This window comes from Streptomyces ossamyceticus, from assembly GCF_001418475.1.
GTDB lineage: Bacteria > Actinomycetota > Actinomycetes > Streptomycetales > Streptomycetaceae > Streptomyces > Streptomyces ossamyceticus.
This window is the reverse complement of sequence record NZ_LIQX01000459.1, coordinates 1-15,375: the sequence shown is the minus strand read 5'-3', so window position 1 is coordinate 15,375 and position 15,375 is coordinate 1. Positions and strand designations below refer to the sequence as shown.

At 71.7% G+C, this 15,375-nt stretch carries 16 protein-coding genes; 7 read left to right on the top strand and 9 right to left on the bottom strand.

All coding sequences use genetic code 11. The annotated features are described in order from the left end of the window. Window positions 1-873, top strand: an 873-nt coding sequence (locus AOK15_RS29355) for a septum formation family protein (RefSeq protein ID WP_205632255.1), incomplete at its 5' end; no start/stop codon positions are given. Window positions 874-886: 13 nt separating this feature from the next. After that, window positions 887-1,042, top strand: a complete 156-nt coding sequence (locus AOK15_RS44315) for a hypothetical protein (RefSeq protein ID WP_107099542.1) — start codon at window positions 887-889, stop codon at window positions 1,040-1,042. A 19-nt stretch (window positions 1,043-1,061) separates the two neighbouring features. On the opposite strand, the gene AOK15_RS29350 is transcribed toward AOK15_RS44315, so the two are convergent. From AOK15_RS29350 to AOK15_RS29335, 4 genes are read right to left on the bottom strand one after another with little or no spacing between them, the layout of a single operon-like run. Next, window positions 1,062-2,282, bottom strand: a complete 1,221-nt coding sequence (locus AOK15_RS29350) for a sensor histidine kinase (protein WP_055521365.1) — start codon at window positions 2,280-2,282, stop codon at window positions 1,062-1,064. 48 nt (window positions 2,283-2,330) lie between these two features. Further along, window positions 2,331-4,076, bottom strand: a complete 1,746-nt coding sequence (locus AOK15_RS29345; RefSeq protein WP_055521364.1) for a sodium/solute symporter — start codon at window positions 4,074-4,076, stop codon at window positions 2,331-2,333. A 6-nt stretch (window positions 4,077-4,082) separates the two neighbouring features. Further along, window positions 4,083-4,478 carry a hypothetical protein gene (locus tag AOK15_RS29340; RefSeq protein WP_055521363.1) on the bottom strand — a complete coding sequence of 132 codons (396 nt, stop codon included), beginning with the start codon at window positions 4,476-4,478 and terminating at the stop codon, window positions 4,083-4,085. Between the two features lie 9 nt (window positions 4,479-4,487). Beyond that, entirely contained in the window at window positions 4,488-5,243 is a 756-nt protein-coding gene (locus AOK15_RS29335) for a LytR/AlgR family response regulator transcription factor (protein WP_055521362.1), read from the bottom strand. A 102-nt stretch (window positions 5,244-5,345) separates the two neighbouring features. On the opposite strand from AOK15_RS29335, the gene AOK15_RS29330 reads away from it, so the two are divergent. The 3 genes from AOK15_RS29330 (at window position 5,346) to rocD (ending at window position 8,078) form a co-directional block, all read left to right on the top strand. After that, window positions 5,346-5,837 carry an Lrp/AsnC family transcriptional regulator gene (locus AOK15_RS29330; RefSeq protein ID WP_055521361.1) on the top strand — a complete coding sequence of 164 codons (492 nt, stop codon included), beginning with the start codon at window positions 5,346-5,348 and terminating at the stop codon, window positions 5,835-5,837. A 122-nt stretch (window positions 5,838-5,959) separates the two neighbouring features. Beyond that, window positions 5,960-6,781: a dimethylargininase gene (gene ddaH, locus AOK15_RS29325; RefSeq protein ID WP_055521360.1), complete on the top strand. Its 822-nt coding sequence runs from the start codon at window positions 5,960-5,962 to the stop codon at window positions 6,779-6,781. 70 nt (window positions 6,782-6,851) lie between these two features. Then, window positions 6,852-8,078: an ornithine--oxo-acid transaminase gene (gene rocD, locus AOK15_RS29320; protein WP_055521359.1), complete on the top strand. Its 1,227-nt coding sequence runs from the start codon at window positions 6,852-6,854 to the stop codon at window positions 8,076-8,078. Window positions 8,079-8,161: 83 nt separating this feature from the next. On the opposite strand, the gene AOK15_RS29315 is transcribed toward rocD, so the two are convergent. The 3 genes from AOK15_RS29315 to AOK15_RS29305 all read right to left on the bottom strand — a co-directional run bounded on the left by AOK15_RS29315 (window position 8,162) and on the right by AOK15_RS29305 (window position 11,252). Continuing rightward, the gene (locus tag AOK15_RS29315; RefSeq protein WP_055521358.1) at window positions 8,162-8,848 is read right to left on the bottom strand and encodes a GntR family transcriptional regulator; all 687 of its coding nucleotides are present in this window, start codon (window positions 8,846-8,848) and stop codon (window positions 8,162-8,164) included. Between the two features lie 20 nt (window positions 8,849-8,868). Continuing rightward, a complete protein-coding gene (cuyB, locus tag AOK15_RS29310; protein ID WP_276206237.1) occupies window positions 8,869-9,570 on the bottom strand; it encodes a cysteate racemase in 702 nt (233 codons plus the stop codon). Between the two features lie 173 nt (window positions 9,571-9,743). Then, window positions 9,744-11,252 carry a dicarboxylate/amino acid:cation symporter gene (locus tag AOK15_RS29305; protein ID WP_240508648.1) on the bottom strand — a complete coding sequence of 503 codons (1,509 nt, stop codon included), beginning with the start codon at window positions 11,250-11,252 and terminating at the stop codon, window positions 9,744-9,746. Window positions 11,253-11,447: 195 nt separating this feature from the next. Between AOK15_RS29305 and AOK15_RS29300 the strand changes: the two genes are divergently transcribed. Both AOK15_RS29300 and AOK15_RS29295 read left to right on the top strand, forming a co-directional pair. Then, window positions 11,448-11,750: a hypothetical protein gene (locus AOK15_RS29300; protein ID WP_055521357.1), complete on the top strand. Its 303-nt coding sequence runs from the start codon at window positions 11,448-11,450 to the stop codon at window positions 11,748-11,750. Between the two features lie 591 nt (window positions 11,751-12,341). Then, complete coding sequence (locus AOK15_RS29295; protein ID WP_055521356.1) at window positions 12,342-13,082, top strand: lysophospholipid acyltransferase family protein; 741 nt, start codon at window positions 12,342-12,344, stop codon at window positions 13,080-13,082. Between the two features lie 48 nt (window positions 13,083-13,130). On the opposite strand, the gene AOK15_RS29290 is transcribed toward AOK15_RS29295, so the two are convergent. Together AOK15_RS29290 and AOK15_RS47445 are read right to left on the bottom strand one after the other, a co-directional pair. Beyond that, window positions 13,131-13,325: an outer membrane protein assembly factor BamB family protein gene (locus AOK15_RS29290; RefSeq protein ID WP_055521355.1), complete on the bottom strand. Its 195-nt coding sequence runs from the start codon at window positions 13,323-13,325 to the stop codon at window positions 13,131-13,133. Continuing rightward, the gene (locus tag AOK15_RS47445; RefSeq protein WP_240508649.1) at window positions 13,276-15,168 is read right to left on the bottom strand and encodes an outer membrane protein assembly factor BamB family protein; all 1,893 of its coding nucleotides are present in this window, start codon (window positions 15,166-15,168) and stop codon (window positions 13,276-13,278) included. The genes AOK15_RS29290 and AOK15_RS47445 overlap by 50 nt, the downstream gene beginning before the upstream one ends. Window positions 15,169-15,375: the final 207 nt, after the last annotated feature.

Genomic DNA, 15,375 nt, shown 5'->3' with positions numbered 1-15,375 from the left:
CGCTGCTCCCCCGGCACCCGCACCGACGGTCGGCGCCCTCATCACCGGGCGAGGGCCCTGCTGGCCGGCGTGGCGACCACCCTCGGCCTGGCCCTGCTGGTGAGCGGGCTCCTGTACGGGCTGGAGAACCTGCCGGACCTCCGCGGACTCGGCGGCGGCACCGCAAGCGGCGCGAGGCCCTACGGAGACGCCATCGGGCTGACACGGGCGCTCAGGAACGGTGACTGCGTCGACGCAGACTGGCCGGGCGTCCCTTTCACGGACCAGCCCCGGCTCACCGTCATGGACTGCGGTGAGGGCACGGACGGGCAGGTCATGGCCCTGTACGAGGCCGGATCCGCCGAGGACGCCCGCGGCGGCGGTGCCGCCGAGTGCGACCGGCTCACCAAGGAGGCCGACGGCCTGCTCGCCGACACCCGCGGCTACGCGGTGGTGCCGACCGCCGACGGCTTCGACACCGCCGGACAGCGGGTCGCCTGCCTTCTGCTGGGCACCCATGGGCCGGTGCACGGCCCGCTCGGGGAGCACCGGCCGATGGGCATGGTGTTCACGGACACGGCCACGATGCAGAAGCGGGACTGCCTCGACGAGCTCTCCCTCGACCGCGCCAAGCTGGTCCCGTGCGACGGGCCGCACGACCAGCAGGTGCTCGCGCTCCTCCAGGTGCCCTCCGACCTGAAGCTGAAGGACGCGAGGCGCGAGGGAGCCGATCTCTGCCAGGAGGAGGTCCCGCCCAAGGAGTACGGCTACCCCCACGACATCTATGAAGCCGCTGTCTGGGTGGGCGACAGTGGATGGCATTCGGACACACATTTCGTCGTCTGCACCGCGATGCGCCAGGACAGGCGCACCATGGAGAAGGACGAACCATGAGGAGGGTGTCGCGATGCCCAGTTCGACTAAGGCCATGGGGGTGCTCACCGTGGGTGGGCTGGTCGCGGTGACGGCCTACACCGTGGCTCTCGGAAGCAACGGCTGGCTGTGGTTCGGGTGGGTCGTCCTCGGCCTGCTGACGTTGGGGATGGTGGCAGCGCGCACCTGAGACGCACGCCGTGTGATCCTCAGGCTCGGGGTATTCCCCCGTCCGGGTGAACGCCCGGCTGGTATTTCGGCAGCCTGGCGGTGATCTTCATACCCGCGCCGACCGCGGTCTCGATGACGAGGCCGTGGTCGTCGCCGTACACCTGGCGGAGCCGTTCGTCGACGTTGCTCAGGCCGATGCCGCCCGAGGGGCTCGTCTCGCCGGAGAGGATGCGGCGCAGGACCTCGGGGTCCATGCCGACGCCGTCGTCCTCGATGACGACGAGTGCCTCCGCGCCCGCGTCCTGGGCGGTGATGCTGATGTGGCTCTTGTCGAGCCGGCCCTCCAGGCCGTGCTTCACCGCGTTCTCCACCAGGGGCTGGAGGCAGAGGAAGGGCAGGGTGACGGGCAGGACCTCCGGGGCTATCTGCAGGGTGACGGAGAGGCGGTCACCGAAGCGGGCCCGGACCAGGGCCAGGTAGTGGTCGATGGCGTGGAGTTCGTCGGCGAGGGTGGTGAAGTCGCCGTGCCTGCGGAACGAGTAGCGGGTGAAGTCGGCGAACTCCAGCAGCAGTTCGCGGGCGCGCTCGGGGTCGGTGCGGACGAACGAGGCGATCACGGCGAGCGAGTTGAAGATGAAGTGGGGGGAGATCTGGGCGCGCAGAGCCTTGATCTCGGCCTCGATGAGCCGGGTGCGGGAGTGGTCGAGGTCGGCGAGTTCGAGCTGGACGGAGACCCAGCGGGCGACCTCCCCGGCCGCGCGGACGAGGACGGCGGACTCCAGAGGGGCGCAGGCGACGAGCGCGCCGTGGACGCGGTCGTCGACCGTGAGGGGGGCGACGACCGCCCAGCGGACCGGGCAGTCGAGGATGTCGCAGGTCAGACGGAACGCCTCGCCCCGGCCGCTCTCCAGGGGGCCCGCCAGGCGCTCCATGATCTCGGCGCGGTGGTGCTCCCCCACGCCCTCCCAGACGAGGACCGACTCGTGGTCGGTGAGGCACAGCGCGTCCGTGCCGAGCAGGGTGCGCAGCCGTTTGGCCGATCTGCGGGCCGTCTCCTCGGTGAGGCCGGCGCGCAGCGGGGGCGCGGCGAGCGTCGCGGTGTGCAGGGTCTGGAACGTGGCGTGCTCCACGGGTGTGCCGAGGCCGCCGAGGCTTCTGCCCGGTCGGGCCGTCCGGCGACCGAGCCAGAAGCCGGCCGCGAGGAACGGCAGCGCCGCGACCAGGAACCCGGCCAGGAATCCACTGACTTCACCGCTCATCGTTCACCTCCTGCACCTGGTACACCGCCCGCGGCTCGGGGGTTCCGCTCACCGGCGCCACAGTTCGATCTCCTTCGAGGCCGCTCCGGGCTGGCCGCCGACCAGTTCCTCCGGCAGATGGAAGCGGGCCAGGATCGACGGGGTCTCGGCCGGGACCCTGCTCGGTGTGGCGAGGGAGACCAGGACCATCGTGAGGAAGCCGAGCGGGACCGACCAGAGGGCGGGCCAGGCCAGCAGGGCGTGGAACGCGCCGGTGCCGGGGTAGCCGGCCATCGTCGCCGCGACCGCGAGCAGCGCCGCTCCGCCGCCGGCGAGCATGCCCGCGGCGGCGCCCGGCGGGGTCAGGCGCCGCCACCAGATGCCGAGGACGAGCAGCGGGCAGAAGGACGAGGCGGACACGGCGAAGGCGAGGCCGACCGCGTCGGCGACCGGTAGTCCGCCCACCAGGACGCTCGCCGCGAGGGGTACGGCCATGGCGAGGACCGTGCCCAGCCGGAAGTGCCGTACTCCGCGGGCGGGCAGCACGTCCTGGGTGAGGACGCCGGCGACGGCCAGGGTGAGTCCGGACGCGGTGGACAGGAACGCCGCGAACGCGCCGCCCGCGACGAGCGCGCCGAGCAGATCGCCGCCGAGGCCGCCGATCATGCGGTCCGGCAGGAGGAGTACGGCCGCGTCGGCGTCCCCGGTGAGGGTGAGTTCGGGGGCGTAGAGCCGGCCCAGGGCCCCGTAGACCGGGGGGAGGAGGTAGAAGGCGCCGATGAGGCCGAGGACGACGACCGTGGTGCGGCGGGCGGCGACGCCGTGGGGGCTGGTGTAGAAGCGGACGACGACGTGGGGCAGACCCATGGTGCCGAGGAAGGTGGCGAGGATCAGCCCGTAGGTGGCGTAGAGGGGGCGTTCCTCGCGGCCCTCGGCGAGGGAGGTGGACATGCCGCCGTTGCTGCCGCGGTCGGCGACGGGCACGGGGTCGCCCTCGGTGAAGGTCAGCCGGGTACCCCGCTCGACGCGGTGGGTGCCGACGGGCAGGTCGATCCGTTTCTCGTCGTGGCGGCGGCCGTCGATGGTGCCGGACACGGTGACGGTCAGCGGCTCGGCGAGCTTCAGGTCGAGGGTCGCGTCGACGCGGACGACCCGCTGCTCGCGGAAGGACGCCGGTTCGTCGAAGGCGTGGCGGGGAGCGCCGTCGCCCTGCCAGGCGAGGACGAGGAAGAGCGCGGGGACCAGCAGGGCGGTGAGTTTGAGCCAGTACTGGAACGCCTGCACGAAGGTGATGCTGCGCATGCCGCCCGCGGCGACGGTCGCGGCGACGACGGCGGCGACGATGACCCCGCCGAGCCACTGGGGCGCGTCGGTGAGCACGTTCAGGGTCAGTCCGGCGCCCTGGAGCTGGGGCAGCAGATAGAGCCAGCCGACGCCGACGACGAAGGCGCCCGCGAGCCGCCGTACCGTCTTGGAGGCGAGCCGGGCCTCCGCGAAGTCGGGCAGGGTGTAGGCGCCCGAGCGGCGCAGCGGGGCGGCGACGAACAGCAGCAGCACGAGGTATCCGGCGGTGTAGCCGACCGGGTACCAGAGCATGTCGGGGCCCTGGACGAGGACGAGGCCGGCGATGCCGAGGAAGGAGGCGGCGGACAGGTACTCGCCGCTGATCGCGGCCGCGTTGAGGCGGGGGCCGACGGTGCGGGAGGCGACGTAGAAGTCGGAGGTCGTGCGGGAGATGCGCAGGCCGAACGCGCCGACGAAGACGGTCGCCACGACGACGAGGGCGACCGCGGGGACGGTGTAGTTCTCGTTCATGCGCGCTCAGCGGTCCTCGACGAGGCGTACGAGGTCCTGTTCGTTGCGTTCGGCGCGCCGTACGTGCCAGCGGGCGAGGAGGACCAGCGGGGGGTAGATGCCGAAGCCGAGGACGGCCCACTCCAGGCCGGCGCCGTCCGGCATGGCTGCGAAGACCAGCGGCAGCGGGGCGACCAGCAGGACGAGGACCGCGAACACCGCGAGGGCGGCGCGGAGCTGGCTGCGCATGAGGGAGCGGACGTAGGTGTGTCCGAGGGTGGTCTGTTCGTCGATCTCGGTGCGCGGGCGGTGGTGGCCGGAGCGGTGCGGGTGTCTCCCGCCCGGGCGGAGCCGGGAGTGCGGGAGCGTGCGGCGGGGCACGCCGGTGACGACGACGCGCCGTTCCGTGGGGTCCTGGGGCATGCCGTCTCCTCAGCCCGTGGTCCGGCGCATCAGCAGGTCGCGCAGCTCGCGGGTGTGGCGGCGGCTGACCTGGAGTTCTACGGAGCCGACGAGGACGCTGACCGTGCCGGCGTCGAGGCGGAGTTCGCCGATGTGGCGCAGGGCGACGAGGTGGCGGCGGTGGATGCGGACGAAGCCGCGGGCGCGCCAGCGTTCCTCGAGGGTGGAGAGCGGGATGCGGACGAGGTGGCTGCCCTGCGAGGTGTGCAGGCGGGCGTAGTCGCCCTGGGCCTCGACATGCGTGATGTCGTCGACGGCGACGAAGCGGGTCACTCCGCCGAGCTCGACGGGTATCTGGTCGGGGTCGGGTTCGTGGACCGGTATCGGCGGAGCGGCGCCGCGCAGTTGGGCGGCTCGGCGTATCGCCTCGGCGAGCCGTTCCCGGCGGACGGGCTTGAGGACGTAGTCGACGGCCTTGAGGTCGAATGCCTGCACGGCGAAGCCCTCGTGGGCGGTGACGAAGACGACGAGCGGGGGCCGGGCGAAGCCGGTGAGGAGCCGGGCGAGGTCGAGGCCGTCGAGTCCGGCCATGTGGATGTCGAGGAAGACCACGTCGATCGCCTCGGGTCCGGCGGGTCCGGACTCCAGGGCGCGGTTGATCCGGCGCAGGGCCTCGGTGGCGTCGCTGGCGCCCTCGGCGCTGCTGATCCGCGGATCCGCGTTCAGCAGGTACAGCAGCTCCTCGAGGGAGGGTTTCTCGTCATCGACGGCGAGCGCGCGCAGCATGAACCCGGAGTGTAGGAGTAATTCGTACGCCTGCACATGTCCGCGCGCCGGAGGCGTTCCGGGCGCGCGCCGCGGGCGCCGGTCGCTGGATACAGTGCCCGCATGAACAGCAAGTCAGCGGCGTTCGACGAGCTCGATCGCAAGATCATCACGGCGCTGATGGCGAACGCGAGGACCAGCTTCGCCGAGATCGGCTCGGCCATCGGTCTTTCGGCCACCGCGGTCAAGCGGCGCGTGGACCGGCTGCGGGAGACCGGGGTGATCACGGGGTTCACTGCCACGGTGAAGCCGGCGGCGCTCGGATGGCGCACGGAGGCGTACGTGGAGGTGTACTGCGAGGGCGCGGCGCCGCCCCGGCGGCTGGCCGAGGTGGTGCGCAACCATCCGGAGATCACGGCGGCGATGACGGTGACCGGCGGCGCGGACGCGCTGCTGCATGTGCGGGCCGTCGATGTGGAGCACTTCGAGGAGGTGCTGGAGCGGATCCGCACCGAGCCGTTCATCCGGAAGACGATCAGTTACATGGTGCTGTCGCATCTGCTGCCCGAGGCTCCGGAGGCCGCCGCCACCGTCGACGCACCGAACGTGCGCTGAGCGGGTTCAATACGCAGCATCACTGCGTGAACACGCAGCGCTCGTCGCTTGTCGGGCGTCTGTCCTGATTCCTACCGTGGTGTCATCCCCAGCCGACACCGCAGGAAGCGGAGAGACCCTCTGTGCCCGACAGCCGTGTGCCGCGCCTTCGGCGCTTTCTCGTCTGCGAACCCAGACACTTCGCCGTGCAGTACTCGATCAATCCCTGGATGCATCCGGACGCCCCCGTGGACGTCGACCTCGCCCGTGAGCAGTGGCAGGCGCTGATCCGCGCCTACCGGGCCCACGGCCACGCCGTGGAGACCGTGGAGCCGGTGGCGGCGCTGCCCGACATGGTCTTCGCGGCCAACTGCGCGCTCGTCCTCGGCGGCCGTGTCCTCGGCTCGCTGTTCCACGCGCCGGAGCGGCGCGCGGAGTCCACCGCGTACGACGCCTGGTTCGAGGCCGCCGGGTACGAGGTGCACCGGGCCGAGTCGGTGTGCGAGGGGGAGGGCGATCTGGTGCCGGCCGGCCGTTTCCTCCTCGCCGGGACCGGTTTCCGGACCACCCGTGAGGCCCATCGTCAGGCGCAGGAGTTCTTCGGCGTCCCGGTGATCAGCCTCCAGCTGGTGGACCCTCGGTTCTACCACCTGGACACCGCCCTGTTCGTGCTCGACGACGGGGAGGACGGCAACATCGCGTACTACCCGGAGGCGTTCTCCCCCGGCAGTCGCGCGGTCCTCGCCCGGCTGTTCCCGGACGCGGTGATCGCCGGCCATGAGGACGCGCTGGCCTTCGGGCTGAACTCGGTGTCCGACGGCCGCCATGTGTTCATCTCGTCCCGCGCCAAGGAACTCGCCGATCAGCTCGACCGGCAGGGCTATGTGCCCGTCCCGCTCGACCTGTCGGAGTTCCGGAAGGCCGGCGGCGGCATCAAGTGCTGCACGCAGGAGCTCCGGCCATGAAGCTGGAGACCCGGCCCCCGTTCCACCGCCCGCCGCGGGCGTTTCGACCCACGATCCAGGAGGCCCGCTCATGACCGCTCCCGTCCGTACGCGTTCGTCGGCCGACCTCATCCGTGCCGAGGAGCCCGTCCTCGCGCACAACTACCATCCGCTTCCCGTCGTCGTCGCCCGCGCCGAGGGCACCTGGGTCGAGGACGTGGAGGGCCGCCGCTATCTGGACATGCTGGCCGGCTACTCCGCACTCAACTTCGGTCACCGCCATCCGGCGCTGATCGAGGCCGCGCACCGCCAGCTGGACACGCTGACGCTCACGTCGCGGGCCTTCCACAACGACCGGCTGGCGGAGTTCGCGGAGTCCCTGGCCGAGCTGACGGGCCTGGACATGGTGCTGCCGATGAACACGGGCGCCGAGGCCGTGGAGAGCGGCATCAAGGTGGCCCGCAAATGGGCGTACGAGGTGAAGGGCGTGCCCGCGGACCGGGCGACGATCGTGGTGGCCGCGGGCAACTTCCACGGCCGTACGACGACGATCGTCAGCTTCTCCACCGACCCGGAGGCGCGGGGCGGTTTCGGCCCGTTCACTCCGGGCTTCCGGGTGGTGCCGTACAACGACCTGGCCGCGCTGGAGGCGGCCGTCGACGAGACGACGGCGGCCGTGCTGATCGAGCCCATCCAGGGTGAGGCGGGTGTGCTCATCCCGGACGAGGGTTATCTGCGCGGGGTGCGGGAGGTGACCCGGCGTGCCGGGTGCCTGTTCATCGCGGACGAGATCCAGTCGGGTCTGGGCCGTACCGGCCGTACGCTCGCGGTCGAGCACGAGGACGTGATGCCCGACGCCGTGCTGCTCGGCAAGGCGCTCGGCGGTGGCATCGTGCCGGTGTCGGCGGTGGTGGCGCGCCGGGAGGTGCTGTCCGTGCTGAGGCCGGGCGAACACGGGTCGACGTTCGGTGGCAATCCGCTGGCGGCGGCGGTGGGCTCGGCGGTGGTCGAGCTGCTGCGGACCGGGGAGTTCCAGCAGCGGGCGGCCGAGCTGGGCGTCGTCCTGCGGGACGGGCTGACGGCGCTGGTCGGCCGGGGCGTGCTCGGTTTCCGGGCGCGGGGCCTGTGGGCGGGCGTCGACATCGACCCGGCGATCGGCACGGGCCGCGAGATCAGCCGGCGGCTCATGGACCGGGGGATCCTCGTCAAGGACACCCATGGCTCGACGATCCGCCTGGCACCGCCGCTGACGGTCACGGCCGCGGAACTCCGCTCGGCACTGGGGACGCTGGGGGAGGTTCTGCGGGAGGGCTCCTGATCCGAGAGCCGGGCCGGTCAGTCGTCGGCCCTTCAGCCTGCGGACAGCCTGTGGACAGCCGCTCCCCCTGCGGGGAGCGGCTTCTACCGGTCGGTCGGCTCGGTGAGCTGGTTGGTGTCGAAGAGGCGGTTGATGTGGCCGCCGAGTTCGGACCAGTGGGCTCCGGAGAGTTCGCCTGCGGCGCGGGCGTCGCCGCCGGCGCAGACGTCGACGAGCCGGTCGTGGTGCTCGATGGTGTTGCGCCCGCCGAGCAGGGTGGAGAACTTGCGGTACAGGATGCGGTGGATCTGCGGGTGGAGCTGCTCCACGATCCGGCTCAGCACGGGGTTGTCCGCCGCCGCGAGGGGAACGGCGTGGAAGCGGTCGTCCGCGGCGAGCGCGGCCGTGGTGTCGTTGTCGGCGACGGCCCGCTCGAAGTCCCGGTTGGCCTCGCGCATCAGCCGCAGATCCCGCTCGGTCATGACCGGCACGGCCGTCTCGACGGCGAGCTGGTCGAGGGAGCGCAGGACGGCGAGGGTCTTCTCCACGTCACGCCGGTTGAGTGTGGTGACGCGGGTGTAGACGCCGGGCTTGGCCTCCACCAGACCGATCTCGGTGAGCCGGGCGAGCGCCTCGCGCACCGGGGTGCGACTGAGACCGAGGCGCTCGGCGAGCTCACCGTCCTTGACCTTCTCACCGGGGACGAGTTCGCCGCGCACGATGGAGTCGCGCAGCCGGTGGAAGACCTCCTCGCTGAGGAGGCGGCGGGAGACAGGGCTGTCGAGTGACATATTGCGTACAGTACATCGCTTTACGCGGCCTCCCTGGGTGTGGGCTTCGCTCCGGCCCGGCGAACGAGGGCCCTGGCCAGGACGAGCGCGGGGTCGACGAGGGGGACCTCTACGGCGTCGGCGGGCAGGCCGAGGGGGATCTCGGTGCAGCCCGCGATGACGGCCTGGGCGCCCTGCGCCGTGAGCCGCCGCGCGGCGCGGGTCAGGAGCGCGGTCGCGGGCCCGTCGCGGTCACCGGCCTTCACGGCGCGGATGCCGGCCATGACCTCGCGGTCCTGGCTGTCGGTGCCGGGCAGTACGAGGCGGATACCGACGCTGTCCAGCCACTCCTGGTAGAGGTGCGCGCGCACGGTACCGGTGGTGGCGAGCAGCCCCGCCGTGTGGATGCGAGGGCTCAGGGCCCCGAGATGCTGGGCGACTTCGTCGATCATGTGGACGATCGGCAGACCGACGTGGTCGGCGATACGGGGCACGAAGGCGTGGGCGGTGTTGCACGGGATGGCGATGACGGTGGCCCCGGCCTCACGCAGGACACGGCTGCCGTCGAGGAGCCAGGGGGTGGGATCGGGGCCGTCACCCAGCAGGGCCTCGGTGCGGTCGGGGATGGTGGGGTCGGACCAGATGACCGTACGGAGGTGGTCCTGGTCGCTGGCTCCGGGCGTGGTGGAGACGAGCTTGGCGTAGAAGTCGGCGGTGGCCGCCGGACCCATACCACCCAGGATGCCGATGATCTCCGGGGAACGGCGGATCGCCGGGGAAGGGCTGATCGCTGGGGAAGGGCGGATCGCCGGGGCCGGATGGGTCTCCAGGGACGGATTGGGCTCCAACGGCGGGCTGGGTTCCAGGTATGGCTTTGTCCGCGGCCACGGACTCGTTTCGGGCACCGGACTGCTGGTCACTGGGCGGCTCCCTTCCGGAGGCCCACGTGCCGGGGCTCGGCCGGGCCGTCGGACGCGGGCGGGCTGCCCGGGGTGACCGGGCTCTCGTGCCCGAAGGCGCTGCCGGGGTCGACTGAGGTATCCGCCCCGGAGGGGCCGCCGGGATCGGTCGGAACATCGGGGCCGGCGGGCGTGCCGGGGGCGGTCGCCTCGTCGGAGCCGGTCGGGGCATCGGGCTCGCCCCGCCCGCCGCGTGCGGCCTCGCGTCGCTTCTCGGAGCTGTCGATGACCGCCGCGGCGAGGGAGTTGCCGATGACGTTCACGCCGGTGCGGGCCATGTCGACGATGAAGTCCACGCCGAGGAGCAGCGCGATGCCCTCGGCGGGCAGGCCGATGGAGTTGCCGGCGGCGATGAGGACGACGATCGAGGCGGAGGCCACACCGGCCATGCCCTTGGAGAGGATCACGAGCACGCCGACCATCAGCAGCAACGCCGGCAGCGACGTGTCGGCGCCGTACGCGTTGGCGAGGAAGACCAGGGCGGCCGCCTGGTAGAGGACGGAGCCGTCGGTGTTGAAGGAGTAGCCGAGGGGGACGACGAAGGAGGTGGTCGACCGGCTGAGGCCGAACGCCTCCAGCCTGCCCATCAGCGGGGCCAGGACGGATTCCGAGCTGCGGGTGACGAACGCGATCCCGGCGAGCCCGGCGATGGACCTGAGCAGTTCGACGTAACGGATGCGGTAGAGAGCCGCGATGAGTGGGAAGAGGATGCCGACGACGACGGCCAGGCCCGTGTAGACGACCGCGATGAAGCCCAGCAGGCTGCGCAGGTTGCCGAAGCCGTAGTGGGCCACGTCGTAGGAGATGAAGCCGAGCACGCCGAGGGGCGCGATCCGGATGACGTAGCCGACGACCTTGAACATCACCGAGGCGACGGACTCCAGGACCTCGGCGAACGGCTCGGACTTCGCTCCGATCGCGGCCATGGCTACGCCCACGAGGAGGGCGAAGGTGATCGCGCCGAGCAGGTTGCCCTCGCCGAACGCCGCGAAGATGTTCTTCGGTACGGCGTGCAGGATCAGCTCGTGGAAGTCGATGCCCTGGCTCAGGCCGTCGAGGTCGTCGGCGTCCGCCCCCTGGACCGGGGCTCCCTTGCCGATGCCCGTCAGCTTCGCCAGGCCCACGGCGATCAGCAGGACGACGGTGGTGACGATCTCGAAGTACAGGATGGCCTTGCCCGCGATCCGGCCGACCTTCTTGACCGACTCCATGCGGGCGATGCCCAGCACGATGAGGGGGAAGACCAGGGGCAGGACGACGACCTGCACCAGGTTCAGGAACACCTCCCCGAGGATCTTCATCTGCTCGCCCGCGGCCGGGGCGAGGGATCCGACGAGGGCCCCCAGTCCGACGGCGATGATCGACTGAACGCCGATCGGCATCCGCAGACATCGGCGCCAGAAGCCCGCGGGCCGGACGGGTGGGTTGTCCGTGTCGGTGCCGGGGCGGGGGTGAGCGGTGTCCATGGGCGACCTCCCGAGATACGCAATATATTGCGTTCTGCATGTTGGTCGGCAACACTGAGGCCCTAGGCGGTGACCTGTCAAGGGGTCCCGCGCCGCAGTCCCGGCCCCACGTCCGGCGGGCGAGCGACGAGGAGCAGAGGAGCAGCAGATGGCTCAGGCCACACGCGGGGGGCATGACCCGGTGGGAGACAGGGGGTGCCCGCCGACGCCTACTGCGGCGTGCGCACCGTGCCGGCCGTGGCGAACTTCGCGATCACGGGCGAGACCATCGCCCGGATCCCCGAGCTGATCAGCGCCCTGGCCGCGGCCGTAGACCTGACCCTGGTCACGTCACTGCGTCGCCTCGGCGACTCACTGGGGGCGCTGGCCACGGCTTTCGCCGCGAAGGCGGCGGAGTTGAGGGACGTGCTCCGAGGCGGGACAGCACGCGACCCTGCGACCGGAGAACCTCACCGGGCCCAGCCCATGGCGCGCCTGTCGTCCGTCATCGCTCCCTGAGCTGCGTGCCGGCGTGCCGGCGTCAGCCGAGTGGGACGCCCGTGTGCTGCTCCAGGGCCCGGATCGGGCGGGCCTGGAACTGCTCGTCCCGGGTCGCGGGGTGCGGGGTCCGCGTTCGCACGGGCATGCACCACCACGTCGTGGGCCCGCCTCGGCCAACGCGTCCGCCGCGTTGCGCCCGAGCCCACCGGCCGCCCCGGTCACGAGTACCAACGCCATGTCCGGTCCCTCCCGGCGAGCCATCTCGACCCTACGCCGGGCGCTCCGCCGTCCGGACGTACGCCGGCCTGCCCTCGCACCCTGTCGAACACCGAACGTTCCCGGCTGATCGTCTTTGCCGTTTGGGGCAGGTCGGGGCCCTCCTTACCGCCGGAAGTACGGGCTACGATCAATCCTCGGCACCGCAGGACGAGGCTCACCAGCGCGCAAGCGCCTGACGCAACGTCAGTACAGTCAGCGAGGAGTCGGCATGAGGCCGATGGGACCTGCCCTCACCCGGCGACGGGCTCAGCACGGCCGCGTCCGCGGATATGTGCTGTGACCTGGCGGAACACGTCCATAGAGCCGATCCGGTAGAGCGAAGGGGACGCCGTGTTCTATTACCTGCTCAAGTATGTGCTTCTGGGTCCGCTGCTGCGGCTGGTCTTCCGGCCCCGCATCGAGGGTCTCGAACACGTGCCGTCGTCGGGCGCGGCCATCGTCGCGGGGAACCACCTGTCCTTCTCGGACCACTTCCTGATGCCGGCGATCCTCAAGCGGCGCATCACCTTCCTGGCGAAGGCCGAGTACTTCACCGGGCCGGGCCTCAAGGGCCGACTGACCGCGTTCTTCTTCCGCAGCGCGGGACAGATCCCCGTCGACCGCTCCGGGAAGGAGGCCGGTCAGGCCGCGATCCGCGAGGGGCTCGGGGTACTCAGCAAGGACGAGCTGCTCGGCATCTACCCGGAGGGCACGCGTTCGCACGACGGCCGCCTCTACAAGGGCAAGGTCGGCGTGGCGGTCATGGCGCTGAAGGCCAGGGTGCCCGTGATCCCGTGCGCGATGATCGGCACGTTCGAGGCGCAGCCGCCCGGCAAGGTCATCCCGAACATCCACCCCGTCGTGATCCGCTTCGGCAAGCCCCTCGACTTCTCGCGCTACGAAGGCATGGAGAACGAGAAGGCCGTCCTGCGCGCCATCACCGACGAGATCATGTACGCGATCCTCTCGCTCTCCGAGCAGGAGTACGTGGACCAGTACGCGGCCGTCGTGAAGGCCCAGGAGGCCGAGGCCGCGGCGAAGGAGCGCAAGGACCGGAAGGAACGCAAGTTCCCCCGTATGCCGCTGAGTTGAAGTGGGCGGCGCCGAGAACGCCGACGGCCGGGGCGGGCGTCGGTGCCGCTATGTCACCGCGTACACGACGCCGTTGACGCTGCTGAGGTAGAGCACCCCGTCGGCGAAGGCGGGTACCGCACCCACGGGGCTGCCTGTGGGGAACGCCCACCGCTTCCCGCCGGTCTTGGCGTCCACGGCGTACAGGTTGCCGTCACCGCTGCCCGTGTAGGCCACCCCGTCGACGACCGTCGGCGCGCCCACGAACGGTTCCCTGCCGATGCGGGTCCTCCACCGCCGCTTGCCCGTGCCGCGCGTCCACGGCGGTCAACTCGCCGTCCCCGCCACCCAGGTAGACCGTCCCGTCGACTACGGTCGGCCCGCTCACGTGTCTCTCGGCCGCGAACTTCCACCGCCGGTCGCCGGTCGTGGCGTCCAGCGCGTAGACGTGCCCGTCCTCGCTGCTGAGGTACACCACTCCGTCGGCGACGGCCACGGCTGAGTCGAGCAGACCACCGGTGGTGAATTCCCACCGGCGCTTGCCCGTGGCGGCGTCCAGCGCGTACGCGGTACCCCGCAGAGCGGAGGCGTAGACAGCCCCGTCGGCGACGGTCGGCGCCTCCTCCACTCGGCTGCTGGTGGTGGATTTCCACTGCTGTGCGCCGGTGCCGCTGTCGACGGCGTACACGTGGCCTTCCTGGTCGTCTCGGTACGTTCCGCCGATGCCCTTGGGGAGCCTGCCCCCGCCGCCGACGTACACCAGGCCGTCGGCGACCGTCGGCGACGAGCTTCTGCCCTTGCCGGTACGGAACTTCCACCGCTGCCTGCCGGTGTCCGCGTCCACCGCGTACAGGTTGCCGTCCTCACTGGGCACATAGACCGTTCCGTCGGCGACAGCCGGCTCCGCGTTCACGTTCCCGCCGGTTTCGAACGCCCAACGCAGTGCGCCGGTGTCGGCGTCCAGCGCGTACAGGAAGTCGGTCTCACTGCCGACGTACACGACGCCGTCGGCGACGATCGGCGACGCGTAGACGAGACCGCCCGTGATGAACTTCCACTTCTCGACGCCGGACGGGGCTGCGGGCGAGGGCGAGGGTGTCGGTGTAGGGGAGGCGTCGGCCCTTCGGCTGGAGCCGGGTAAGCCCTTGGGTTCCTTGGCGGAGTCCCGGTCGCCGAGCTTCCATCCGGCGAAGCCGAGCCCTGCGGCGGCGGCAACGCCGAGTCCACCGACCAGGGCCCGTCGTCGGGACGGGCCGGGGGCGCGCGACACCGGGGCCGCACCGGATGCCACCGGCTCAGGGCGGGATGCCACCGGTTCCGGGACCTCGGGCGGGATCCGGGACGGGGCTGGATCCGGCGCTGGTGTCGGTGCGCGGGGTGCTGCCGGTGGAGGGGGAACCGCGGGGCCCTGCACGGTGGTGCGGGCGTGCACGCTCGCGGCGACCGGCGCGGGGAGCCAGCCGGGCCGGGTGGGCGGATGCGTGCCCGCCTGCCCCGCGAGGCAACCTCCGGTGACCGCCTCTCCAGCGACCGCCTCGCCTGCGTCGGCCTCTGCGGCGGTGGCCCTGTCGACGGGCTCTATCTCCCCCGGCGGCTCGGCGGCAGCCTCCGCCAGTCGATCGAGCAGGGTCGCCACCGTGGGACGGCGGTCGGGCTGCTTGGCCAGGCAGCTCGCCACCAACGGCCGTAGCCGGGGCGGCAGTCGGCTCAGATCCGGTTCCTCGTGGACGACGCGGAAGCCCAGGGCGTGCCCCGAGCCGGTCCCGAACGGCCCCGATCCCGTCGCGGCGAACGTCAGCACCGCCCCCAAGGAGAAGACATCGCCGGCGGGCCCGATCGGCTTCCCGGTCAGCTGCTCGGGCGACATGAACCCCGGTGTGCCCACCACCATGCCGGTACGGGTCAACGCACTGGCCTCGTGGGTCACCGAGATCCCGAAGTCGATCACCCGAGGTCCGTCCACGGCGAGGAGGATGTTCGACGGTTTGAGGTCCCGGTGCACCACGTCGACCGCGTGGATCGCCTCCAGTGCCTCCGCGAGGCCGGCGCCGAGCGCCAGCACCGGCCCCTGCGGCCAGGGCCCGTGCGCGGTGACGGCCTCGCTCAGCGCGACGCCCGGTACGTACGCCGTCGCCAGCTATGGCGGCGCCCCCTCCGGGTCGGCGTCCACGACCCCCGCGGTGAACACCCCGTTGACGCGTCGGGCCGCGGCCACCTCCCGGGCGAACCGGCGCCGGAAGTCGGCGTCCTCGGCCAGTTCCGCGCGCACCACCTTCACCGCCACGGCCCGGCCGCCGGGCCGTGGCGGTGAAGG